The following is a 22,867-nucleotide window of genomic DNA, read 5'->3' on the forward strand; positions in this document are numbered from 1 at the left end:
AGCATAGTCCATGATGTCCTTGAGAAAAATGTGTCAACCAATCTTGACAACATCAGATTTTGTTCAGGCAGGAATTCATGCTGCTGATGTAGTAAACATGTGCAATGCCGGATACCTTGATCGCATTCGACACGGATATTATCAACTTGCTGAGGCAGATACATCTTCTGAAGAACAACTCATTGCAGCGTTGATTCCAAAGGCAATTATTTGTGTGGAATCGGCTCTTTTTCATTATGGCTATAGTGACTTTGCACCTCGTAAATGGTCTATTGCTGTACCAAGATCTATGTCTCGGACAAAACTGGAAGTAGATGCACTGGCTTTGCAAACATATTATGTTCAACCAGAAATATATGAGCTGGGGAGAGTAACGGATGATTTTTCAGGGGTTAAGCTTTCCGTATATGATCGGGAGCGCACAATTTGTGATTGCTTCAAATATCGTTCAAGGCTTGATCATGAAATATTTAGCAAGGCATTGAATGCTTATGTAAAGGATGAGAAGAAGAATCTGCAAAATCTTTCCATATATGCAAAAAAGCTAAGGGTGTACAAGAAGGTCAACGAATTGATGTCGGTGTTGCTGGATGGCTGATATTGTTGTATCTGTGCTCATGTGGTTACCTGAATTATTTAAAAATTGTATATGAGCATCTTATATAGAGAAAATAATGATAGGAATTATGTGAAAGCGAGACGATGAGTATGTTAATGAATACGGCTGAGTATATTTCCATTATTGAAAATATTAAGAGTGAAATTACTGCGGCACAATATCGTGCGGCAGTTCATGTAAATGCAGATATGCTGCTTCTTTATTATGATATTGGTTGCGTAATCAATGAACATAAATCATGGGGAAACAAGTTTATTGATAACCTTGCAGCAGATATTCGGATTGCTTTTCCAGAAAGCAAAGGATATTCTGTTCGTAATTTGAAGTATATGGCAAAATTCGCAGAGATTTATCCAGACCGAGAATTTGTGCAACAGGTTGTTGCACAAATTCCATGGGGTCACAATATAGTTCTTCTGGATAAGGTCGCTGATATGGATGAACGTAAATGGTATATTAAAAAGTCAGCGGAAAACGGCTGGTCTCGAAATGTTCTTGTCCATCAGATTGAAAGCAACTTGTATCAGAGACAGGTTCTGGCAGATAAAGTTACAAATTTTGATCACCGCTTACCGTCTCCGCAAAGTGAACTTGCGGTGCAGACAATGAAAGACCCATATGTATTTGATTTTATTCCTTTCCGGGAAGATATGCTCGAACGGGATATTGAGCAGGCACTTGTTAGGGATGTCACCAAGCTCCTTCTGGAGCTTGGAACAGGTTTTGCATTTCTGGGAAACCAGTATCACCTGAATGTAGGCGGCGATGATTTTTACATTGATTTGTTGTTCTATAACCTGAATCTTCGCTGTTATGTAGTTATCGAATTGAAAACCGGTGATTTCAAGCCGGAATATGCTGGTCAGCTAAACTTTTATCTGTCAGCCGTGGACGGCATTTTGAAAAAAGAGCAGGATAATCCGTCCATTGGTTTGCTTCTGTGCAAAAGCAAAAATAATGTGGTCGCAGAATATTCGCTCAAAGATATTTCAAAGCCGATTGGTGTAAGCGAATACAAAATAACCAGTAGTTTGCCGGATGCTCTGGAAAAGCAACTGCCATCTGTTGAAGATATTCAGAAACGGATTAAATAAACATAAGAAATCGTTAATGAATGGAGTTTGGCAAAATCTGTGCTGTCTAGAGCTGCGGGAATCACAGTATATGGTTATAGTGCTCCTGTTACGGATGTTGAAGCGGTGGAATTGATGAAATCAGCCAATCATTTAAGCCAGATGAAAGATATTGCTCCATTTACAATTATAAATTTGGCAAAAAATGAAGATGAGCAGAGAAAAAAATGGTCTGAATTTTATGATGTAAAAATGTTTTTATATTGTAATAAATTTGAGGAAACAATGTTGTGGAAAAATTCTAGAGTAAGTTTGGAAACTTTGTTTGATGCAATTCTTCAGCAACATCCGAGAAGTGAAGAAAAGTCATTCAAAAAATTTGCAATACTGGCAGAATTGCAAGAATTCTCTAAGATAATTACGGAGTTTGATATGTGTATTTAGAATCCTTAGTAGTAACCCATCCCTTTTACTACTAATAGGTAGTAACAACATGCTCTATTCTGCTCTGATTTGCCACAATCTGTAATTCCAGAGCATATCACCATAATCCCGGAAACCCTTGCAAAACAGGGCATTTCGGGGCAAAACAAGGAGAAACAAAATTATGATAAAAGTACTTTTTGTTTGCCACGGCAGGGCTTTGGGTACAGTTATAAGTGGCGATGAAGTGCGATAAAAGGGGGCAAATTGTGGTGGAGCGATAGATTAGGAACTACGGTTTTTATACGGACGAGAATAGCAAATTAATGAGATGAAATGTGCAGTTGTTCTATGAATAAATGTGGAAGTAGCAGGTGCAAAAGGACCTGCTAATTTTATGTTGCAACGTGGCGATTTGTATTGTAAATGTTGCACACAGATGATATAATTTTGTATATAGGAGGGATTTGCAATGAACAAGACAATTTCTATGAGTATTAGGGTTAGTGAAGATGAATTGGATAAATTGAAACAGGCCGCAAGGCTTGAAGCATACGCTTCATACAGTGAATTTATAAGGAGAACTGTACTAATTGAGGCAGATAAGGTAATAAATCAAAAAGGGAGGCATAATGTAGAAAATGATAACGAAAGATAATCTTTGTGACTTGTTATTAGATATGGGATATGGTGAAGTCGATACAGGAGTATATGAAAAAAAATATCCGGATTTTGACTGTTCTATAACGGTTGATTACAATAAGGAATTGATAATATATCCTGAAGAAAAGGGATTTCAAGTAAATGACCGTACAACATCTAATTTTGATGAAAATGAGAACTTTGTTGTACTAGAATGTGTAGATAGACTATTAACTAAAGGATATCGACCAGAACATATCGAATTGGAGAGACGCTGGAAATTGGGGCATTCTAGAAAAAGTGGTAAAGCAGATATCTATGTTACTGATTCAGAGGGGAAAAAATGTTTATTTATTATTGAGTGTAAAACTTATGGGGATGAATATAGGAAAGAATTAAAAAATATTGATATAGATGGAGGGCAATTATTTTCATATTTTGCTCAAGCTAGAAGTGCACAATGGCTTATTTTATATGCATCTAATTTCACGGATAAGCGCAGCTATATTACAGAGAGTATTTGCAGTAAAGATGATAAAAATGATGAGCTTTTGGCAAAAAAAGATGAAAGTATAAAATTATACAAAGACGCTTCTGAAGCATCAGATTTATTTGATGTATGGTGTGAGACATATGGAAAAAGGTATACTGGAGATATTGTTTTTAATGATAATACGAAACCATATGATATTGGGATAAAACCGCTAACAAAAAATCGTCTTAGAGATTTTGAAGAAGGCGATAAAATAGTGAATAAGTTTGAGGAAATACTACGTCACAACAATGTTTCCGATAAAGAAAATGCATTTAATAGATTGGTAGCCTTATTTATATGTAAATTGGTTGATGAGGAAGAAAAAGAAGATAATGATATAGTTGATTTTCAATACAAAATTGGAACTGATACATATGAAACATTACAAGAGCGTTTGCAAAAACTTCATCAAAAAGGAATGGAAAAATATATGAAAGAAGAAATTGTTTATATTCCTGATGAGTATGCAGAAAAACTAATAATGGGTTATACAGGTCAAAAGAGAATTAATATGATCAATGATCTGAAGAAAACTATTAAGATGTTAAAGTTTTATACGAATAATGATTTTGCTTTTAAAGATGTTCATAATGAAGAATTATTTTTGCAAAATGGAAAGATACTGGTTGAAGTTGTGCAATTATTTCAAGAATATCGAATTGTTGGATCGGAAAAACTTCAATTACTAGGTGATTTGTTCGAAAATTTGTTGACAAAGGGATTTAAGCAGAATGAAGGACAATTTTTTACACCAATACCTATTACTAGGTTTATTTGGAATGCTATTCCAACTTCAGAAATAATAAATATAGATAGAAATAATCTTTTGCCTAAAGTTATTGATTATGCGTGTGGTGCAGGTCATTTTTTGACAGAGGGATATTCTAGGATCAAGAATGGACTTATTGAATGTGCTCCAGAAATGTTAGAATGTGAAAACTGGGAAGAAAAAGTGTTGTTTGGAGTTGAGAAGGATTATAGATTAGCAAGAGTTTCTAAAATTGAGTTATTCATGCATGGGGCAGGTAATGGTAATATTGTTTTTGGGGATGGGTTAGAAGAACATGAGGATAAAGGAGTGGTAAGTAATACATTCGATATTCTAGTTGCCAATCCACCATATTCAGTAGAAGCATTTAAACCACACTTAAAAGTAAAGGACGATGAATTTAAAATTCTAAAATATATAAGTAATGATGGAAGTGAGATAGAAACACTGTTTGTTGAGCGAATTTCGCAATTATTAAAACCAAACGCGGTAGCCGCAGTTATTTTACCGGACAGTATTGTCAGAAAAGATATGTATAGTTTTAGAGCTTCTAGAGAAATATTATTACAAAATTTTGAGTTTAAGGCAATTGTTAGAATGGAAAGTTCTACATTTGGAAAAACAGGTCAGCCTACAGCTATCATGTTTTTAAAGAAAAGAGATGAACCACCTAAACAATTTGAAATGGTACAGGATATTGTAGAAGCTGTATTTAGCAGAAGAGAATTGGAGGATTGGGAAGACAAAGACATATTTGAATCATATCTGAAACGAATAGATTGCACAGAAAATAATTATTATAAAGTAATCCAGGAAAGTGTATCATGGGAGGCCTTGTTAGAAATAGATTCATTTGCTGAATATGTAATGGCATTTATGGAAGAACCAATGTATAGGGATATGAATGAAAAATATAATGATGGAAAAATGGAATCGGATGAATTTGAAGAATGGCGATTAAAGACGATATATGACAGAATTCATGATTCTGAAAGAGAAAAATTAATGTATTTTGCGTTAACATGCAAGCAACATACATTATTTGTAAGCATGCCCTCAGATACTAAAGAGCAAGAAATGTTTTTGGGGTATAAATGGTGTGATAGAAAGAAAATGGAAGGTATATTAGAAACAAATGATGGGTTACTTTTTAGTAAACGAAAATTAAATGAAGACGGATATTTAGCTTCCATGATTTGGAGAACTTTTGATGGTATTGAATATATTGCTCCTAAATTGAAACAGTACAGTTTTTTTGCAAATATGTCAGATATGTTGGATTTTGATGAAGCGAAATTCTCTAAAGTAATCAAATTGTCTATGCCGAGAAAGCGAGTTCTTAAGCCGGGATATAAAAAATATAAATTAATAAACAAGAAAATATTCGAAACAGGAATTGGAAGAAGAGTATTGAAATCTGAATTGACTGAGGGAAAGGGGATTAATATCTACAGTGCCAATGTATGTTCTGTATTTGGAAAAATAGATAAAGAAATACTGGATGACTATAGCCGACCTTCGATTTTATGGGGGATAGATGGAGATTGGATGGTTAATATTATCGATGCTAATAAGAAATTTTATCCAACAGATCATTGCGGCTATATTCGCATATTGATCGATGATATTATACCTGAATTTTTGGCAATGGCATTAGAGGTTGAGGGTAAGCTTGAAAAATTTTCACGAGCAAATAGAGCTTCAACAGACCGAATTAGAAAGATTTCAGTCTTTGTTCCAGAAGATATAAATGAGCAAAAAAGAATTCTTAACGAAATAAATTCTGAAAAAAGTAAGAAGAAAAAAGAAGAGTTAATAAGGAAGTATTTTATTGAGTAAGGAATTGTTTATTGGGAGGGGGATGAAAATCTCAAGAATATTGAATCTGAAGACCGATGCCCCCTCTCACGCATATTTTCGCGAAATTGAGCAGGGGGTATTGTGGGAACTTGGTCTTTGCAGCTTAAATGGCTGAGATTAAGGAAAAATATTGAAATGCTGTGCGCGAAAGTATTGCTGATTTGTGTAGAAGTAGGGCTGCCTCGAAATAGGGCAGCTCTTTTTCAAATATTATGTTGACTAATTCGCTCGGTAGAGTGATATATGTACATACCAAAAAGAAAGGTGGTATGTGCAATGATTATAGAAATTGATTTTAAAGTTAAAGGTGAGGAACGCAAGAAGCTGGCTTATGCCATAGGTGAATTGCTTGGAATGCCGGTAAAGTACACCAGAACCCCCAAGTTTGATTACTTGATTGGAAGCAACGTTTTGGATAAGAATGGAGTGTTTCATGCATCCGAGGATATGACAGAAAGCATGTTGGAATTGGTTTTAGAACGGTTTTACAAAGGCGAGCCTATTCAACAATCAGAGCAGCGGGAGGATGAAACTGAGGAAGCAGATGTATTAAGCATATCAGTTCCAAGAAACATGTTTACAGATGGTAAGCTGGAAAATTTGCAGAAGTTGATAGAAGGGAAGCAAACGCTTTTTAAACACGCATTCCGAGTGGAGCAGTTGTAGGTTGCTATTACCGAGAATCAGGTTTCATTTCCCTGGTTTCCACTTGCGTCCGAGCCGGATGCTGTGAGTGCATATACAGAATTTATTTCCAAGTTATGCGAATTAGCAATAAAACTAAAACGAGTAGCGCTGAAGGATAAAGAAGTTGAGAATACAGAATTCAATATGTGTAAAGCGGATGTTAAATGGCAAAGACAGGAATTAGAAGAGACTCAAAACACCGAGTGTTACGCAGAGGAGAGTCAATTCGGTGGGATGGAAAATATCAATTTAAATATCAGGTAAATGGCAAGGCGCATTTTGTATATAGCTGGCGCCTTGAACCAACAGATAAACTTCCGGCAGGAAAGAAACCATGCTTATCACTTAGAGAACTTGAAAAGCAAATCGGCTACGATTTGGATTCTCAAATGCATCCAGAAGGAAGAAGTATGACGGTAGAGGAACTGGTGGAACGATATCTTTCTACTAGAATTGGTGTAAAGCCAAATACAAAAGCCAATTACAATTTTGTAAAGAATCTCATGAGGAAAGAAGATTTTTATTATAAGAAAATTGGCGATGTCAAAACCTCAGATGCAAAGCTGTTTCTGATAAAGCTGCAGCAGGATGGGAAAAGATATAGTACAGTGAAAACAGTCCGTGGCGTATTAAGACCTGCTTTTCAAATGGCGGTGGATGACGATGTGCTCCATAAAAATCCGTTTGGATTTGAGCTTGCTGGAGTAGTTGTAAATGACAGTGTTACCAGGGAAGCATTAACGCGGGACCAAATGCGAAAGTTTCTTAAATTTGTTCATGATGATAATGTATACTGTAAGTATTATGAAGTTGTGTATATACTTTTTCATACAGGTATGCGTATTTCAGAATTTTGCGGCCTTACAATTAAAGATGTTGATTTAGAAAATCGAATTGTAAATATCGAGCACCAGCTTCAGAGATTATCCGATATGACGTTGGTTATTGAGCCAACAAAAACTTCCGCTGGAACAAGAAAAATCCCGGTAACAGAGGATGTTACAAAATGCTTTCAAGCCATCATCGAAGACCGGGAGAAACCAAAGGTAGAAAAAGTGGTGGATGGATATACTGGGTTCCTGTTTTTGGATGACAAAGGACTGCCATTAGTGGCAATGCATTGGGAACATCGCTTTAACCACATGGTGAAGCGGTACAACGATATCTATCGGGTACAGATGCCGAATATTACGCCGCATGTTTGCCGGCACACGTATTGTAGCAATATGGCGAAATCCGGCATGAATCCAAAGACACTGCAGTACCTTATGGGGCATAGCGATATAGGAGTTACGCTTAACACCTATACGCATTTAGGCCTTGAGGATGCAGAGGATGAATTGAAGCGGCTGGAGGACTTGCAGAATGCCAGAAAGGAACTGGAACGGACACAGGGAGAAAAAACGGTGTCACAGAAGATGTTTAAAGCAATATAGGAGAATGGTTAAATTTAAGCTGGGCTGAATGCTCAGCTTTTTTTGAATTTACCTGATAAGGATAGAGGTGAATGTGGAAATAATCATAAATGCTATGGAGATTAAAATGCTATGAAAAATCAATGAATAATGTTATAATTATCATAAGAGTATTCACGTATATTTTTACGGCTAAAGGAGAATATATTTATGATAGATTTAAACTCAGAATTAATGGAGCAAAAAATGAAAGTTGATTTTAATACCTATGACTTATCTGTTAAAGAGTTGTTAAGTATGGTAAATGATGGACTGATAAATATAGCGCCAGAATATCAGCGACAGTTTAGATGGGATGTTGAACGCCAGTCAAGTTTAGTTGAATCTCTCTTTTTGGGAATTCCGGTTCCAAGTCTTTTTATGGCAACAAATGTGGATGGAACTTGGGAAGTGATTGATGGAGTGCAGAGACTTAGTACAATGATTTGTTTTGCAGGAGATGATAATGTACGAGAGAAAGTCAATGCTAAAAAAGCTGAGCCCTTAAAATTGAAAGGATTATCAAAACTAGCTAATTTTAATGATAAGAGATTTGCTGATCTTCCGGTAGGTGTACAAAATAAGTTTAAATTGACTAGTATTAAAGTTATTACGTTGAGTGATAAAAGTGATAAAGACGTGCGCTTTGATTTGTTTGAACGATTGAATAAAGGAGGCGTAAATCTTACACCTCAGGAAATTCGTAGCTGTGTTTATCGAGGTGGGTTTAATGATTTTTTAAAAGAGTTATCCAAAGATTCTAATTTTAAGAATTGCGTGCATTTATCTGAGAGTCAAGAAAATGATGGTACGAGAGAAGAACTTGTTTTGAGATTTTTTGCGTATTTGTATGATTTGGATTCGTTTGAGCATAGTGTAAAAGACTTCTTAAATAATTATATGTCAAAGGCTGACAAAGGATTTAATTATAGTGAAAATGATAAATTATTCAGAATGGTATTCAAAATATTGAATGATGCTTTGCCTCATGGTATAAGTAAAGGAAGAAAAAATACACCACTTAATCTTTTTGAGGCTGTGTCAGTAGGAGCTGCATTAGCATATATGGATAATGGAAAAATAAACACTGTAGGAATAGATGAATGGCTAAAAGATAAAGAATTATTAAAATATATTACAGGAGCTACAAATTCGAAACCGAGAGTAATAGGTAGAATTGAGTTCTGTAGAAAAAAATTTGAGGGATAAAAGTGTTTAATGAAATAAAAGAGGAATTGACTCGTAAAATATGCGAACTAAGATTATGGCTTAGTAATATTAATGATAGCGATGATTTTTCAGCAATTAATAAGGGTTTGTTTTACGTATATATATATGGGATTTATGAAGAAACAGTTAGAACTGTCGTTCAGAAAACGATAGAGGAGTTAAATGCTAAATCTGTAAAAATTGATGAGTGTATATATGAGCTGTATGCACTCATTTTTTCCGCGGAATATGACAGTATATATGGTGTGGGTAATGAACATAAGTGGGAAAAAAGGTGGAATATTTCAGATAAATTAACTCGGAATCCTATCGTTTCTATTCCAAATGAAATAGTACCTACTGATGGCAAAAATCTACGATATAGACAATTAGAGAGTATCGCAAAATCTTTTGGTATTCATAATGCAATTCTTCCTAGGGCGGAAATTGGAGGAAACATTAAGGAAATGGTTGATAATAGGAATTATATTGCACATGGGAATAAAACTCCAAAAGAGGTGGGACGTGAAGTTTCGGTTAATGATTTACAACGTAAATTAGATCATATCTCGGAGGCGTGTGCCTATATTATCGAATTATATGAGAAATATATTGAGGAACAAATGTATTTGAAAAATCATTAAACACAAATCACCGAAACATAAGAAGAATAACATGTTTTAAGGAGTGAATTGGTGTGGATAGCTTGAAATTAAATCCTGTACAGAAGGCAGCATTTTCTTTGATTCAGCAAGACCTTCGATATATTTATACGGTTATAAAAAATATAAATCCGAAAGCATCTAATTACATACCTTCTATGCTTCCGTATTTGGGTGTTGTTATAGATGGAGCAGAGGATTGGCTAAAGGCTATTAAAAATTCAAGTAAATGTAAATTCTGTATGCCATTATTTAATGAATCACAAACTATTTTTTATGAACAAATCAGAAATAGCATTAAGATGTGGCAGCAGGATTATAACGAAATATATATTTCGTTAGGAAACGCTTATCGTAAAAATGATAATTATTTTGGAAGTGTCTGTAAGCCAATTGCCAAAGTTCTTAAGCTATATGATATATATGGAATGGATACTATAAATGGAGTGATTTGTGGGAATACTATTCTGTGCCATTGCTATTCACCGTTTTTTTCATACAGTGAGAATAATGGTGAGTATATAAAGGTAATGAGTGAAATTGGTGGTAGATATATTAATTTGTTCCATGCAACGACTGATTTTCAGGTAAATAATGAATTGCAGTTTGGGGTTCAAGATTACGGAGGATTTATAAAATCACCAGTTGGTAATGTATATAGTGACAAGTTTGTTTTAATGTCAATCTTATGCCAGATAAATTTCTTGTTATATGGGATTGAAAAATGGATAAACAATGAGATACCTACGAAGCTGAGATTTGGATATCTTTTATATTATTCTTTAATAAGTGTGATTGAACAAATAAATCAAAAATTAGGCATCGCTTTAAAAATTAATTCGAAATGGAAATCAGATAGATTTAGAAATTCTATGGCACACTACAAGTTGGGAATAGTGTTAAAGGAGAGCAATTTGATAATTAGCGATGCAATGTTTGGTCTAACAGAAAAAATATTTGGAGAGGATTATTATACCATAAAAAAGTCAATTTATAAGGAACTAGAAAAATTAGCCAAGCAGATAGGTGCGTATCTTGACTTACCCCAAAGAATGGTATATTTGCAGTAAGAGAGAAGTAGTACCCCCAACCTTTTACTCCGTTTCTACTACGATTGCTGTACACATCTTGCAAAATTTTGCTAAGATTTGCATTTTATGTACAGAAATGACCAATACATAAAGAAAAATTAACACCGCACAAAATGCTGCAAATGGCAGCAAAAAAGCGCCTTTTGAAAGGAGTTTATATGAGTATACGAGTACTTTTCATCTGCCACGGCAACATCTGCCGTTCCACCCTAGCCCAAAGTGTCTTCACCCATAAAGTCGCATCCCAAGGGCTTTCTGCCCACTTCCTTATCGACAGCGCCGCCACAAGCACCGAAGAAATCGGCAATCCGCCGCACCGGGGGACGGTGAATAAGCTGAGGAAGGTTGGAATTCCTCTGGTGCCGCACCGGGCGCGGCAGGTGACGTGGGCGGATTATGAGAAATTTGATTATATCATAGGTATGGACAGTGCCAATATCCGAAATTTAAACCGGATGCTGAAAGGCGATCCGGAGGGGAAAATATATAAATTCCTCACATTTGCAGGTTCAGACCGTGACATCGCGGATCCGTGGTATACGGGTGATTTTGACGCGACGTATGAAGATGTTCTGGAGGGCTGTGTAGGTTTTCTGGCATATCTGAAAGAACAGGGACAGATATAACCAAAAGTTTGATGAGTATCCATTTCAGGTTAAGATGGAAGGAACGGACTGTTTCTGCTGTAATTTATCAGTGTGCTGGAGGAACATCCGGGCGATTCGTGGATTAAAAAATATATTTTCCCGGGCGTAATGGTTCTAAGTCTCTGGAAAATGATTTCTTGTGGTTCAGCGGATGGATTTTATATCCTGGATGTAGAAAATCTACGTCTGCACCAGATTTTATTTACAAAAGGAATTAATAATGACTTGCCGATGACACGCTGGTATTAATAAGTGGAGTGCTTTTTTATTTCCAGCTGAATCCGTTCGCAGAGATCCTTGACCGTGACAAACTCGATAAAATCCGTTTCCGGAATATCGATCTCGAAGCAGTCTTCGATCTCTGTGATAAAGTATACGATCAAAAATGAATCCAGCCCCAGATCGTCGATCAGGCGGTCAGCCGGTGTCAGCGGGCGGGTGATTTCTATGTATTCTGATAGAATGTCTTTTATTTCAACCAGGATTTCTTCCTGCGTCAGTTCGTGTTTCATGAGAAGTTCCTCCTAATATATGTGATTCATGCAGCTATTTTTATTGTAAATTTAACATAGAATCTGTGTTTGAGAGATGATTCTATCTGTGTGTTTATTTTATCATGAAACTGCCCGCTTGAGTAGATATATCCCTTAAAATAGGAGGAGCCGACAGGAACGGACTCCTGTCGGCGTAGGTATGAAAAAGTATATTATGAAAGGTCTTTTGCCTTTACGCGTATTACTATATCGAAAAAATGTGATAAAAGTATGTTCGGAATGTGAAGAAATCATAAATTTCGGAAAATATTTTGGAAGTGGATGGGGGAATAAAAATGACACGCAGATATAAGTTTGTGCAACTTTATTCATAAAAATGAAAATATATGCGTGAAATTTCTGAAAAAGATAGAATGTAAAAAGGTAATATGATATAATGAGCGCAAGTGAGCCAGAGAGCTGCTTGCAGATTTATGGCGAACGGCGAATGGCGATCACGATAGCTGCGTCAGCAGCGGTAAGCATCGAAGATGCGAATCGTGATATAATATGAACACTTACAGAGAACTTGTCAAATCTAGTGTGAATTATAGCTGAACATTTGATGAACCTGAGATAAAGGAGAAAAATAATCAAAATAAAGATTCAAAAAAACATATCTACAAAGAAGAAGGCAGAACATCAGGCGGATGCAAAAGCATTTGCCGGAACGGGTTCAGAAAGGACAGGGAACGATGCGGGCGTTTACATTTGAAAATGCGACAAAGATTTATTTTGGCGGAGGCTGTGTGAAAGAGCACCTGCTGGAGGCGGTGAAGCCGTATGGGGAAACGGTGATGCTGGCATATGGCGGTGGCTCGATCAAGACGAATGGCATTTATCAGGAAGTGATGGATGTCTTAAAGCTGGCTGGAAAACAGGTGATAGAATTTTCAGGCATCATGCCGAATCCGACCTACAGCAAGGTGATGGAAGGGAAAAAAGTCGTACAGGAAAATCAGGTAGATCTGATTCTGGCAGTGGGCGGCGGTTCGGTCATGGACTGCAGCAAGGCGATCTCAATGGCGGCTGCGACGGACAAGGACGTCTGGGAGGAATATTGGATCAAAAAGGGCGAGATTGATTTTGAGCCGGTTCCGGTGGGCGTGATTGTGACCGTGGTCGGCACTGGAAGCGAGGTCAACGGCGAGGGTGTAATCACCCATGAGGAACAGAAAATTAAGACGAGCCGGAATTATCCGCGCTGCAATCCGGTGTTTGCGATGATGGATCCGAAATATACCTACACGGTTTCTCCACTCCAGACGGCAGCGGGCGGTTTTGATATGCTCAGCCATGTGATGGAGACATATTTCAGTGCACCGGATGAGGATAATCTTTCGGATGCGATCTCGGAGGCGTTGATGCGGAGTATTATTGAAAACCTGCCGGTGGCGATCCGGGAACCGGAAAATTATGAGGCGCGTAGCAACCTGATGTGGGCGTCCACGATGGCGGAGATTGGCATTATCAAATTAGGAAAACAGTGTGATTTTGAGGCGCATATGATTGAACATCAGATGGGGGCTTACACGGACTGCAACCACGGCATGGGACTTGGCGTGATCCATCCGGCGTATTATCGTCGAATTTGCCGGGACGGCATCAAGAAATTTGTGAAATTTGCCGTAAATGTCTGGGGAATGTCACCAGATGGCGGCGATGAGGAAGAACTGGCATTTGGCGGAATTGACGCATTGCAGGCGTTTATTCATGAGATTGGTTTGCCGGGGACGCTGCGGGAACTGGGGATCACAGATCAGAGCCTACTGAAAACGATTGCTGATTCATGTATCCGCAATGACGGCGGGTATCGGCAGCTGACGCACGCGGAAATCTTGGATATTTTGGAAGAGTGCTATTAGTACAAAGGAGGAAAATCATGCCACACATTGCAATATCTATGTACCCGGGACGGAGCCGGGAAGAGAAGGCAGCACTGGCTGAGAAGGTCAGAACGCTGGTATCAGAAGAATTAAAGAAGGATCCGAAGGTTGTGACGGTATCGGTTCATGATGTACCGGCTGAGAAATGGCAGGAACATTTGGATGCGATTCCGGGCGAGGAGAGATTCTATTAGAAGTCTAAGTCGGGGTTGCAGAAAGAGGCAAAAGATCATCAGACGATGGATATATATACCAATGGATAATATAGCTCAAGCAGTGTCGAAAAAATAAACTGCAAAAGATATATAATAATGAATAAAAAAGAACGGACTGTTCATAAATAGACAAAAAAGCATAGGATGTAGAGAATAGATATTTGAACTGTGCCGGTTTACAGAGTATCATCTGTAAACCGGGCAGAAAGAAGCACATTTACGCGCATTACTTAGTGGATTTTGTCTGTATGAACAGTCTTTTTTGCAGCATTTTATAATTGAGAAAACATTTCATTTACTCCTTTTAAATTCCCACAAATATTTCTTGACATTTCCCAGTTACATTCATATAATGAACATATGAACAATGATTCATATAAATAAAAATATTTCAAAGAAATCTTGATAAAATTCTGCAAACTGCTTTCATGAAAGAAGCAGTGAAGCAGGGCAGAAACGCGTAGCATGAAGGGAGAAATCGGATGGCAATTCATGATGTAGAGTGCTGTGAGGAGTGTGCTGTTCACGATGAGGTTGTGCAGTCGGTCCGGGGAATGCTGCCGGATGACGATGATTTGTATGATCTGGCGGAGCTGTTTAAGGTATTTGGTGATTCGACGCGGATCCGGATTTTGTTTGTTCTGTTTGAGTCGGAGATGTGTGTCTGCGACATTGCACAGCTGCTTAATATGACGCAGTCGGCGATTTCGCATCAGCTTCGGATTCTCAAGCAGTCGCAGCTTGTCAAGAGCCGCCGGGACGGAAAGTCGGTGTTCTATTCGCTGGCAGACGACCATGTTTACCGGATTATCAACCAGGGCTTTGAGCATATTAAAGAATAGCAAGTTCCTTGAATGATGATAATGGATTGAATGAATGTGAAAGCGGTGCTATCTGTAAAGAGAAAATTGCAGGTCTCGAAAAGCAAACATTAAAAATTTATAACTCAATAAAAAGAGGAGGATTATCATGAAGAAGAAATTTAAATTAACTGATCTGGATTGTGCAAACTGTGCAGCAAAGATGGAAGATGCGATCAAGAAGCTGGATGGAGTCAATGATGCGAGTGTCAGCTTTATGATGCAGAAAATGACGATCGATGCGGATGACGCACGTTTCGACGAGATCATGAAAGAGGTTGCAGAAGTGTGCAAGAAGGTGGAACCGGACTGCATTATTAATATGTAAAATTGGAAAAGGCATAATCGGATCAAAAGCTGCTTTTTAAAAGAATAAAATCAGATTGTGTAATGCACAGAAGGGCAAAGTAAAAAGATATAGGCAAATGAGCTGTGCCGGCACATTTTCCTATATCTTTTTTTCTGGGAATGTGTTTCCAGAATGAAGGGAGGCTTTATGAATCAGAAGCAGAAAACGATGCTGAAGCGGATCGTTGCGGCGGCAATCGTATATATCGCGGCGGCAGCAGCGAAAAAAATGAATGTATTTGCCGGAATGCCGCAGCCGTGGACAGAGTTAGTCGTATTTTTAATTCCGTATCTGATTATTGGATGGGATATTGTATACAAGGCGTTCCGGGGGATTAAAAATGGTCAGGTGTTTGATGAGAATTTCCTCATGACAGTAGCGACGTTCGGGGCGTTCGGTGTGGGCGAGTTTTCTGAGGCGGTTGCGGTTATGCTGTTCTATCAGGTTGGCGAGCTGTTTCAGAGTTATGCGGTCAACCGTTCGCGCCAGTCGATCAGCGATCTCATGAATATCTGCCCGGAATATGCCAATATTGAAAAAGATGGACAGATAAAGCAGGTCGATCCGGATGATGTGGAAGTGGATGACATCATCGTGGTACAGCCGGGAGAGCGGATTCCGCTGGATGGCGTGGTGGTAGAGGGTGAATCGATGATCGATACCTCGGCGCTGACTGGTGAATCGGTACCGCGCCGTGCGGCAGCCGGGGATGAAATCATCAGCGGATGTGTCAATGGCAGCGGGCTTCTGCGGGTGCGCGTGACGAAAGAATTTGATGATTCGACGGTGGCGCGGATTCTGGAGCTGGTGGAGAATGCCAGCAGCAAGAAGGCGAAGGTGGAGAACTTTATCACCCGGTTTGCCAGATATTATACGCCGGTGGTCGTGATCGCGGCGGTTGCTTTGGCATTTGTGCCGCCGATTGTGCTGGGCGGAGAATTTGGCGAGTGGATTCAGAGAGCTTGTATTTTCCTGGTAATTTCCTGCCCGTGTGCGTTGGTGATTTCGGTTCCGCTTAGCTTCTTTGGCGGCATTGGTGCTGCATCCCGCATCGGTGTGTTAGTCAAGGGAAGCAATTATCTGGAGGCAGTTTCGGAGCTGGATACGGTTGTATTTGATAAGACAGGCACCCTGACGAAGGGCGAGTTTAAAGTGACGGAGCTGTATCCGGCGGGAATCAGTGAGGATGAGCTTCTGGAGCTGGCGGCGTATGCCGAGAATTATTCGACGCATCCGATCGCGGAATCGATACGGGAGGCGTATCGTGAGAGAAAAGGCAGTTTGGCAGAAGCAGAAACTCAAAAGGCGAATGCGGGAACAGCAGAAATCGTTCTGGATGCTGACAATGACACAATAAAAGAGGTGCAGTCCAAAGAGGGTGTGCAGGGAGTGGTACGCAAACCCCTGATCGACTTAACCCGCATCGGTGAAACCAACGAGATTTCCGGTTATGGTATCGAGACAACGATCGACGGTCACAAAGTTCTGGCGGGTAATGGACGCCTGATGAAGAGTAAAAATATACCGTATCAGGAATGCGACGGCATCGGCACTGTGATTTATCTGGCAAAGGACGGAAAATTTGCCGGAAGTATCCTGATTGCCGATACGATCAAGCCGGAGACGGAGGATGCGATCCGTGGACTGAAGGCGGCTGGAATCCGCCGTACTGTTATGCTGACGGGCGACCGGAAAGCGGTCGGCGAGGCGGTGGCTGCGAAGGTTGGCATCGATCAGGCGTACACGGAGCTGCTTCCGGCGGATAAGGTGCAGAAGGTCGAGGAGATGCTGGCGGAGATGACCGGAAAGCGGAAGCTGGCATTTGTCGGCGACGGCATCAACGATGCACCGGTTCTCTCCCGCGCAGATGTCGGTATTGCAATGGGAAGCATGGGAAGTGACGCGGCGATCGAGGCGGCGGACATTGTCCTGATGGATGATAACCCGGCGAAGATTGCAGGTGTGGTTAAAATCGGACGCAAGACAATGGCAATCGCGCACCAGAATATCGTGTTTGCCTTGGCGGTTAAGGCGGTTGTGCTTCTGATGGGCGCGGCTGGAGTGGCTAATATGTGGGAAGCCGTGTTTGCGGACGTCGGTGTTTCCGTCATTGCAATTTTAAATGCGATGAGGGCATTAAGAACTAAATAATCGCTAATATCAAAAAGCTATGGCGGAAGGAATACTTGATGGTTCCGGAAACTGTAGCTTTTTAAACTTGCGGCTCTAAGGGATTTATATATAAAACCAATATCTGCAAGTGGTAAAAGAATAGGAATAAGAAAGAAATCAAGGCTTGGAAAAGATAAAATGCTGGGAATCATACAGGATTTCCAAAATAGTTGTAATAATCCTTAATAAAATAGTAATTGAATCTGACGGAAGAATGAAGTATGATCAAATATCATAGGATATTAGACGGAAAGGAAGGAACAGGATGAAAAAATGGATGAAAACGGCGCTTGTCCTGGCTGCAGCGGTCTGCCTGAGTGTGGCGGCTGCGTTCACAGCACTGGCGGCGCAGACGTTTCAGATAACCGCTTCGATCGGCTCCTGTCTGATTGGTTCGGGGCAGAATACAGTGGATATTTCACTTTCAAGCAACGGTGATACAACGGGGACGGACGGAAAGATTTATCTGTTTGAATTGCGGCCGTATGAGTCGGAGATTGGAAGCCGGACTGATTATGTCAGCAGCGTAGGCGCAGGGGAAACGAGGACCGTCTCGATTCCTTTAAACAAGGGAACTGCCCAGGACCGCCTTTACAGCCGGTTTGTTCCGGCAGTGTTTGACGGAACTACATTTACGGCAGTTGGCGCGGCACATTATATCACAAATCCGGAGGTGGTTGCATCCAATCAGGATGCGTTTAAGACGCCGCTGACGAAAAAGGGCTTGAATATCCAGTTAAATATGCTCAACGATGCATTTACACTGGGTGTCAAACATGTGGCGGTCAATATCGCATTTTCCCAGTTTTTAGGAAGTGGCATTGATTATGAGTACGATGGAAAAACGTATCATTTTAATAAGTCGGTGGTTGAAAATTATGACAAGGTGATCAGTACATATGTCGGAAAAGATATATCCGTGACGGCGATCGTTTTAAATGACTGGAATGACGCGCACCCGGAACTGGTTCATGCGGGAACTGCGAAATCTTCGAGCGCCAATTATTATATGTTTAACACGAAGACACAGGAAGGATTTGAGACAACGCGTGCGATCTTCGCGTTTTTGGCGGATCGTTACAGCGGCAAGAATCATAATTCAAATTATGCGAAGATTTCCAACTGGATTCTGGGCAATGAGATCAACAACCAGATTTGGAACTACATGGGACCGGCAGATTTGAATGCATATGTATCCACGTATCAGCAGGCATTCCGCACGTTCTACACGGCGATCAAGAGCACAAGCGCGAATGACCGGGTTTATTTTTCACTTGATTTCTGGTGGGGAGCTCCGTATGAGAACCTGAACGATCAGGTGCATTATACGGGCAAAGGCATTGTTGATACGTTTAACGCCCTGGCAGTAACGGAAGGCCAGATGGACTGGGGCATTGCCTACCATCCGTATCCGTACCCGATGACGGAACCGGAATTCTGGGATGATCCGGCAACGGGGCTGGTAACCGAGAGTGCAGATTCACCGATTGTCAACTTTGCAAACCTGCATGTACTGACCGATTATCTGAATCAGGATTCGATGAAGACAGCATCTGGCGAGGTGCGCCATGTCATTCTGACGGAGGAAGGATTTACTGCACAGAGTCTGACGCGCGGCGATGTGTCGGATATCCAGGCGGCGGCATTTGCATATTCTTACTATATCGTGGACAGTAACCCGTATATCGACGCGTACATTCTGAGTCGTCAGGTCGATGCGCCGTCAGAGGTAAGGGCAGGCTTAAGCTTCGGTCTGTGGTCCTGTGATATGAATCAGGGCAATGAGATTGTAGCGGTAAAGGATCGAAAGCTCTGGAGAGTTTTCCACGACATTGATCAGAAGAGATACACGCTGGAAACTTCGAATTTTGCAAAATCAATCATCGGAATTAATAAGTGGTCGGATGTGATTCCGAACTTCCGGTGGAAGTCTCTGGAACAGTAGCGGATGGTAGACAGAGACTTGTAGAATAAAAACTATAAGAAAAAAAGTATAAATAAAAAAGTGCCTTTCTTCTCGAAGAAAATTTCTTGAGAGGAAAAGCACTTTTTTTAGAAAATTGGATTTTGTCTCCGAATCCTGCCGATTTTATCAGATCTTGAGTTCTTATCAGATCTTATTGCTCTGTCTCCAGATATGCATCTTCTCAGCTTCCTTAATCAGCTGATCGCGGAACTGCGGATGTGCAACGGAGATGATAGCCTCGCATTTCTGCCAGGTTGCAAGACCCTTTAAGTTTACTTTACCGTACTCGGTTACCAGGTAGTGCAGGTTTGCACGTGTATCGGTTACGATGGAACCCTGATTTAAGGTCGGGAGAATACGGGACTGCAGCTCGCCAGCCTTGTTCTTGAAGGTGGAGGAGCAGCAGATGAAGCTCTTTCCGCCCTTGGACAGGTAAGCGCCCAGAACGAAGTCAAGCTGTCCGCCTGCACCGCTGATGTGCTTGATTCCTGCGGACTCTGCATTTACCTGACCGAAGAGGTCGAGGTCAACCGCGTTGTTGATGGACATGAAGTTGTCCAGGGCTGCGATGGTGCGGACGTCGTTGGTGTAATCAACCGGAGCACTCATGCAGGCCGGGTTGTTGTTTAAGTAGTCATACAGTTTCTTGGTACCAGCGCCGAATGCGTATACCTGACGGCCTTTGTCCAGTGCTTTGTGAGCGCCTGTGATCTTGCCGGCTGCGGCAATATCAACGAATGCGTCAACGTACATCTCGGTGTGAACACCCAGATCCTTTAAGTCAGATTTCGCAATCAGGGAACCAACTGCGTTCGGCATACCGCCGATACCTAACTGTAAGCAGGCACCATCCGGGATCTCGTCTACGATCAGTTTTGCAACTGCTTCATCGACATCAGTCGCTGCTGCGCCGCCTCCCATCTCTGCGATGGTCGGGTTGCTGCCCTCTACGATCATGTCTACGTTGGAGATATGAATGCCGTTCTCAAATCCGCCGAGGCAGACTGGCATATTTTCATTGACCTCTACGATGACAACCTTGGAAGTCTCGCAGCAGGCTGCCATATGGGAAGCATTTGGTCCGAAGTTGAAATAACCGTGCTCGTCCATCGGAGCGACCTGGAATACAGCTACATCCGGTTTGGTTGCGGACTCACGATAGTATCTCGGAAGCTCGGAATAACGGATCGGAGCATAGAAGCTGAATCCCTGTGCGATTGCCTTTCTCTCGATACCGCTCATGTGCCAGGAGTTCCAGGTCATATGAGCTGCCGGGTTTTCGATCTTGAAGATCTCCGGTACCCACATCAGGATACCGCCGCGGAAGTTTACATTCTCCAGTTCCGGAAGACGTTTTGCGATAGCAGCATCGACTGCTACCGGAGTGCCGGTGGTCCAGCCATAGTCAACCCAGTCGCCAGATTTAACGACGGAAGCAGCTTTTTCAGCGGAAACCAGCTTTTCTGCATACAGTTTCTTGTAATCCATACTTATTCACCTTGTCCTTTTTAATAATATGAAGAAGTCCGTACAAATGCGTGATTCGGACATCCCCCGTTGTTTATCAGTGTATCATCTCCACTACCCCTTGTCAACGAAAGAGGCGGAGGACAAAATAGGGGAAAATGACGACATATTCATATTTATGAATTACAGATATAAGTGTATGTAAATGGAAGAGAAATGAGTTTGTCTATTAATTCACAAACAAAATACCATGTTGGTTATAATGCCAGAGAAGATCACTTTTATTGAGAAAACGGAAGAAAAAAATTGTGCATTCCGCCTAAAGGCGATCAAAACGATGTAGAAATAAGTGGATTGTACGCGGAAAAATGAGAATCTTAAATCTTTATAAATCCATTGATAATTATTTGACAGGAGCCGCGTGGGGTGTTAAGATACAAATACACTATCATATTTATCACTATTTTACTATTTACTGCAGTTGTGTTATTTACGTGGTGGATCATTTTCAAGGAGGATTTTTTCAATGTCTAAGAAAGTCGTAATTGCAAGTGCATGCCGTACCGCAGTAGGTTCTATGGGTGGTCAGCTCAGTACTGTTCCAGCAGCTGAGATGGGTGCCGTAGTTATCAAGGAGGCTCTGAAGAGAGCAGGCGTTGCTCCGGAGCAGGTTGATCACGTATACATGGGATGTGTTATCCAGGCTGGCCTTGGTCAGAACGTAGCACGTCAGATGTCTCTGAAAGCTGGTCTTCCGGTAGAAGTTCCGGCAGTTACCCTGAACGTGGTTTGCGGTTCTGGTCTGAATGCTGTAAACGCAGCAGCAGATATGATCCTTGCAGGCGATGCTGACATCGTAGTAGCTGGTGGTGCAGAGAACATGTCCGCAGCTCCGTATGCTCTGATGAAGGCTCGTTACGGATACCGTATGAACAATGCGACCATGATCGACACCATGGTAAATGACGCTCTGTGGGATGCATTCAACGATTACCACATGGGTATCACCGCTGAGAACATCTGCGATCAGTGGGGTATCACAAGAGAAGAACTCGATGAGTTTGCAGCAGCTAGCCAGCAGAAGGCTTGCGCAGCTATCGAGGCTGGACGTTTCAAAGACGAGATCGTTCCGATCGAAGTTAAGAAGAAAAAAGAGACTGTTATCGTAGATACCGATGAGGGTCCGCGTCCGGGTTCCACTGTAGAGATTCTTGGCAAGCTTCGTCCGGCATTCAAGAAAGACGGACGTGTAACAGCTGGTAACGCTTCCTCCATCAACGATGGTGCAGCAGCTGTAGTTGTTATGAGCGAAGAGAAAGCAAAAGAACTGGGTATCAAACCGATGGCTACATGGGTAGCAGGCGCTCTGGGCGGTGTAGATCCGAGCATCATGGGTATTGGACCGGTTGCAGCTACCAAGAAAGTTCTGAAGAAGACAGGCTGGAAGGTAGAAGACTTCGACCTGATCGAGGCAAACGAGGCATTCGCAGCTCAGTCTATCGCTGTAGCTCGTGACCTTGGCTTCAACAAAGACATCCTGAACGTAAACGGCGGTGCAATCGCTATCGGACATCCGGTAGGAGCATCTGGCTGCCGTATCCTGACAACTCTGTTATACGAGATGCAGAAACGTGACGCTAAGAAGGGTCTGGCTACTCTGTGTATCGGTGGCGGCATGGGCTGCGCAACGATCGTTGAGAGAGACTAATTTCTGACGCAGAACCGGAGTCGTCGGGGCTTATCCCCGG

20 protein-coding genes and 1 pseudogene are annotated in these 22,867 nt (G+C 41.0%); 19 read left to right on the plus strand and 2 right to left on the minus strand.

All coding sequences use genetic code 11. From position 1 onward, the window contains the following. Positions 1-43 precede the first annotated feature (43 nt). The 12 genes and pseudogenes from PUQ60_RS03420 to PUQ60_RS03475 form a co-directional block, all read left to right on the plus strand. Positions 44-598: a type IV toxin-antitoxin system AbiEi family antitoxin domain-containing protein gene (locus PUQ60_RS03420; RefSeq protein ID WP_273482843.1), complete on the plus strand. Its 555-nt coding sequence runs from the start codon at positions 44-46 to the stop codon at positions 596-598. Between the two features lie 110 nt (positions 599-708). Then, positions 709-1,713: a PDDEXK nuclease domain-containing protein gene (locus PUQ60_RS03425; RefSeq protein ID WP_333493364.1), complete on the plus strand. Its 1,005-nt coding sequence runs from the start codon at positions 709-711 to the stop codon at positions 1,711-1,713. Between the two features lie 27 nt (positions 1,714-1,740). Continuing rightward, complete coding sequence (locus PUQ60_RS03430; protein WP_273417090.1) at positions 1,741-2,136, plus strand: hypothetical protein; 396 nt, start codon at positions 1,741-1,743, stop codon at positions 2,134-2,136. A 451-nt stretch (positions 2,137-2,587) separates the two neighbouring features. After that, on the plus strand, positions 2,588-2,773 hold the full coding sequence (locus tag PUQ60_RS03435; RefSeq protein WP_273417089.1) for a DUF1778 domain-containing protein: 186 nt from the start codon (positions 2,588-2,590) through the stop codon (positions 2,771-2,773). Then, the gene (locus tag PUQ60_RS03440) at positions 2,757-5,900 is read left to right on the plus strand and encodes an N-6 DNA methylase (RefSeq protein ID WP_273417088.1); all 3,144 of its coding nucleotides are present in this window, start codon (positions 2,757-2,759) and stop codon (positions 5,898-5,900) included. The genes PUQ60_RS03435 and PUQ60_RS03440 overlap by 17 nt, the downstream gene beginning before the upstream one ends. Positions 5,901-6,197: 297 nt before the next feature. Further along, positions 6,198-6,587 carry a hypothetical protein gene (locus tag PUQ60_RS03445; RefSeq protein ID WP_273417087.1) on the plus strand — a complete coding sequence of 130 codons (390 nt, stop codon included), beginning with the start codon at positions 6,198-6,200 and terminating at the stop codon, positions 6,585-6,587. Between the two features lie 185 nt (positions 6,588-6,772). Further along, a complete protein-coding gene (locus PUQ60_RS03450) occupies positions 6,773-8,044 on the plus strand; it encodes a tyrosine-type recombinase/integrase (protein ID WP_273417086.1) in 1,272 nt (423 codons plus the stop codon). Between the two features lie 189 nt (positions 8,045-8,233). Continuing rightward, on the plus strand, positions 8,234-9,271 hold the full coding sequence (locus PUQ60_RS03455) for a DUF262 domain-containing protein (protein ID WP_273417085.1): 1,038 nt from the start codon (positions 8,234-8,236) through the stop codon (positions 9,269-9,271). Between the two features lie 2 nt (positions 9,272-9,273). Then, a complete protein-coding gene (locus tag PUQ60_RS03460; RefSeq protein WP_273417084.1) occupies positions 9,274-9,915 on the plus strand; it encodes an MAE_28990/MAE_18760 family HEPN-like nuclease in 642 nt (213 codons plus the stop codon). Between the two features lie 53 nt (positions 9,916-9,968). After that, the gene (locus PUQ60_RS03465; RefSeq protein WP_273417083.1) at positions 9,969-11,003 is read left to right on the plus strand and encodes a hypothetical protein; all 1,035 of its coding nucleotides are present in this window, start codon (positions 9,969-9,971) and stop codon (positions 11,001-11,003) included. A gap of 179 nt (positions 11,004-11,182) precedes the next feature. Then, entirely contained in the window at positions 11,183-11,650 is a 468-nt protein-coding gene (locus PUQ60_RS03470) for a low molecular weight protein-tyrosine-phosphatase (RefSeq protein WP_118522463.1), read from the plus strand. A gap of 45 nt (positions 11,651-11,695) precedes the next feature. After that, positions 11,696-11,920, plus strand: a pseudogene (locus PUQ60_RS03475) (SAM-dependent methyltransferase); the annotation flags it as partial. Here the strand turns inward: PUQ60_RS03475 and PUQ60_RS03480 are convergent. Then, complete coding sequence (locus PUQ60_RS03480; RefSeq protein WP_273379173.1) at positions 11,917-12,183, minus strand: phosphopantetheine-binding protein; 267 nt, start codon at positions 12,181-12,183, stop codon at positions 11,917-11,919. The pseudogene PUQ60_RS03475 and the gene PUQ60_RS03480 sit on opposite strands and share 4 nt — an antisense overlap. Before the next feature lie 716 nt (positions 12,184-12,899). Between PUQ60_RS03480 and PUQ60_RS03485 the strand changes: the two genes are divergently transcribed. From PUQ60_RS03485 to PUQ60_RS03510, 6 genes are all read left to right on the plus strand, one after another. After that, positions 12,900-14,069, plus strand: coding sequence for an iron-containing alcohol dehydrogenase (locus tag PUQ60_RS03485; protein ID WP_022358593.1), 1,170 nt, complete (start codon positions 12,900-12,902; stop codon positions 14,067-14,069). Positions 14,070-14,086: 17 nt separating this feature from the next. Then, positions 14,087-14,284, plus strand: a complete 198-nt coding sequence (locus PUQ60_RS03490) for a tautomerase family protein (RefSeq protein ID WP_117796107.1) — start codon at positions 14,087-14,089, stop codon at positions 14,282-14,284. 503 nt (positions 14,285-14,787) lie between these two features. Next, positions 14,788-15,147 (plus strand): metalloregulator ArsR/SmtB family transcription factor, encoded by a 360-nt coding sequence (locus PUQ60_RS03495; RefSeq protein WP_022358591.1) that lies wholly within the window; start codon positions 14,788-14,790, stop codon positions 15,145-15,147. Positions 15,148-15,274: 127 nt separating this feature from the next. Next, a complete protein-coding gene (locus PUQ60_RS03500; RefSeq protein WP_273379177.1) occupies positions 15,275-15,493 on the plus strand; it encodes a cation transporter in 219 nt (72 codons plus the stop codon). Positions 15,494-15,661: 168 nt separating this feature from the next. Further along, complete coding sequence (locus PUQ60_RS03505; protein WP_273379179.1) at positions 15,662-17,665, plus strand: heavy metal translocating P-type ATPase; 2,004 nt, start codon at positions 15,662-15,664, stop codon at positions 17,663-17,665. 286 nt (positions 17,666-17,951) lie between these two features. Then, positions 17,952-19,631 (plus strand): DUF5722 domain-containing protein, encoded by a 1,680-nt coding sequence (locus tag PUQ60_RS03510; protein WP_273379181.1) that lies wholly within the window; start codon positions 17,952-17,954, stop codon positions 19,629-19,631. Positions 19,632-19,796: 165 nt separating this feature from the next. On the opposite strand, the gene PUQ60_RS03515 is transcribed toward PUQ60_RS03510, so the two are convergent. Then, positions 19,797-21,140: a butyryl-CoA:acetate CoA-transferase gene (locus tag PUQ60_RS03515; RefSeq protein ID WP_273379183.1), complete on the minus strand. Its 1,344-nt coding sequence runs from the start codon at positions 21,138-21,140 to the stop codon at positions 19,797-19,799. A 505-nt stretch (positions 21,141-21,645) separates the two neighbouring features. On the opposite strand from PUQ60_RS03515, the gene PUQ60_RS03520 reads away from it, so the two are divergent. After that, a complete protein-coding gene (locus tag PUQ60_RS03520; protein ID WP_022358586.1) occupies positions 21,646-22,827 on the plus strand; it encodes an acetyl-CoA C-acetyltransferase in 1,182 nt (393 codons plus the stop codon). Positions 22,828-22,867 lie beyond the last annotated feature (40 nt).

This window comes from Clostridium sp. AF02-29 (genome assembly GCF_934835585.1).
Lineage (GTDB): Bacteria > Bacillota > Clostridia > Lachnospirales > Lachnospiraceae > Otoolea > Otoolea fessa.

Bases quoted from the DNA above. Each gene is read 5' to 3' on its own strand.
- PUQ60_RS03445 (WP_273417087.1), top strand. From the start codon at position 6,198: ATGATTATAGAAATTGATTTTAAAGTTAAAGGTGAGGAACGCAAGAAG.
- PUQ60_RS03490 (WP_117796107.1), top strand. From the start codon at position 14,087: ATGCCACACATTGCAATATCTATGTACCCGGGACGGAGCCGGGAAGAG.
- PUQ60_RS03480 (WP_273379173.1), bottom strand. From the start codon at position 12,183: ATGAAACACGAACTGACGCAGGAAGAAATCCTGGTTGAAATAAAAGAC.
- PUQ60_RS03520 (WP_022358586.1), top strand. From the start codon at position 21,646: ATGTCTAAGAAAGTCGTAATTGCAAGTGCATGCCGTACCGCAGTAGGT.
- PUQ60_RS03435 (WP_273417089.1), top strand. From the start codon at position 2,588: ATGAACAAGACAATTTCTATGAGTATTAGGGTTAGTGAAGATGAATTG.
- PUQ60_RS03440 (WP_273417088.1), top strand. From the start codon at position 2,757: ATGATAACGAAAGATAATCTTTGTGACTTGTTATTAGATATGGGATAT.
- PUQ60_RS03510 (WP_273379181.1), top strand. From the start codon at position 17,952: ATGAAAAAATGGATGAAAACGGCGCTTGTCCTGGCTGCAGCGGTCTGC.
- PUQ60_RS03470 (WP_118522463.1), top strand. From the start codon at position 11,183: ATGAGTATACGAGTACTTTTCATCTGCCACGGCAACATCTGCCGTTCC.
- PUQ60_RS03500 (WP_273379177.1), top strand. From the start codon at position 15,275: ATGAAGAAGAAATTTAAATTAACTGATCTGGATTGTGCAAACTGTGCA.
- PUQ60_RS03455 (WP_273417085.1), top strand. From the start codon at position 8,234: ATGATAGATTTAAACTCAGAATTAATGGAGCAAAAAATGAAAGTTGAT.
- PUQ60_RS03485 (WP_022358593.1), top strand. From the start codon at position 12,900: ATGCGGGCGTTTACATTTGAAAATGCGACAAAGATTTATTTTGGCGGA.
- PUQ60_RS03495 (WP_022358591.1), top strand. From the start codon at position 14,788: ATGGCAATTCATGATGTAGAGTGCTGTGAGGAGTGTGCTGTTCACGAT.
- PUQ60_RS03450 (WP_273417086.1), top strand. From the start codon at position 6,773: ATGGCAAAGACAGGAATTAGAAGAGACTCAAAACACCGAGTGTTACGC.
- PUQ60_RS03505 (WP_273379179.1), top strand. From the start codon at position 15,662: ATGAATCAGAAGCAGAAAACGATGCTGAAGCGGATCGTTGCGGCGGCA.
- PUQ60_RS03515 (WP_273379183.1), bottom strand. From the start codon at position 21,140: ATGGATTACAAGAAACTGTATGCAGAAAAGCTGGTTTCCGCTGAAAAA.
- PUQ60_RS03425 (WP_333493364.1), top strand. From the start codon at position 709: ATGTTAATGAATACGGCTGAGTATATTTCCATTATTGAAAATATTAAG.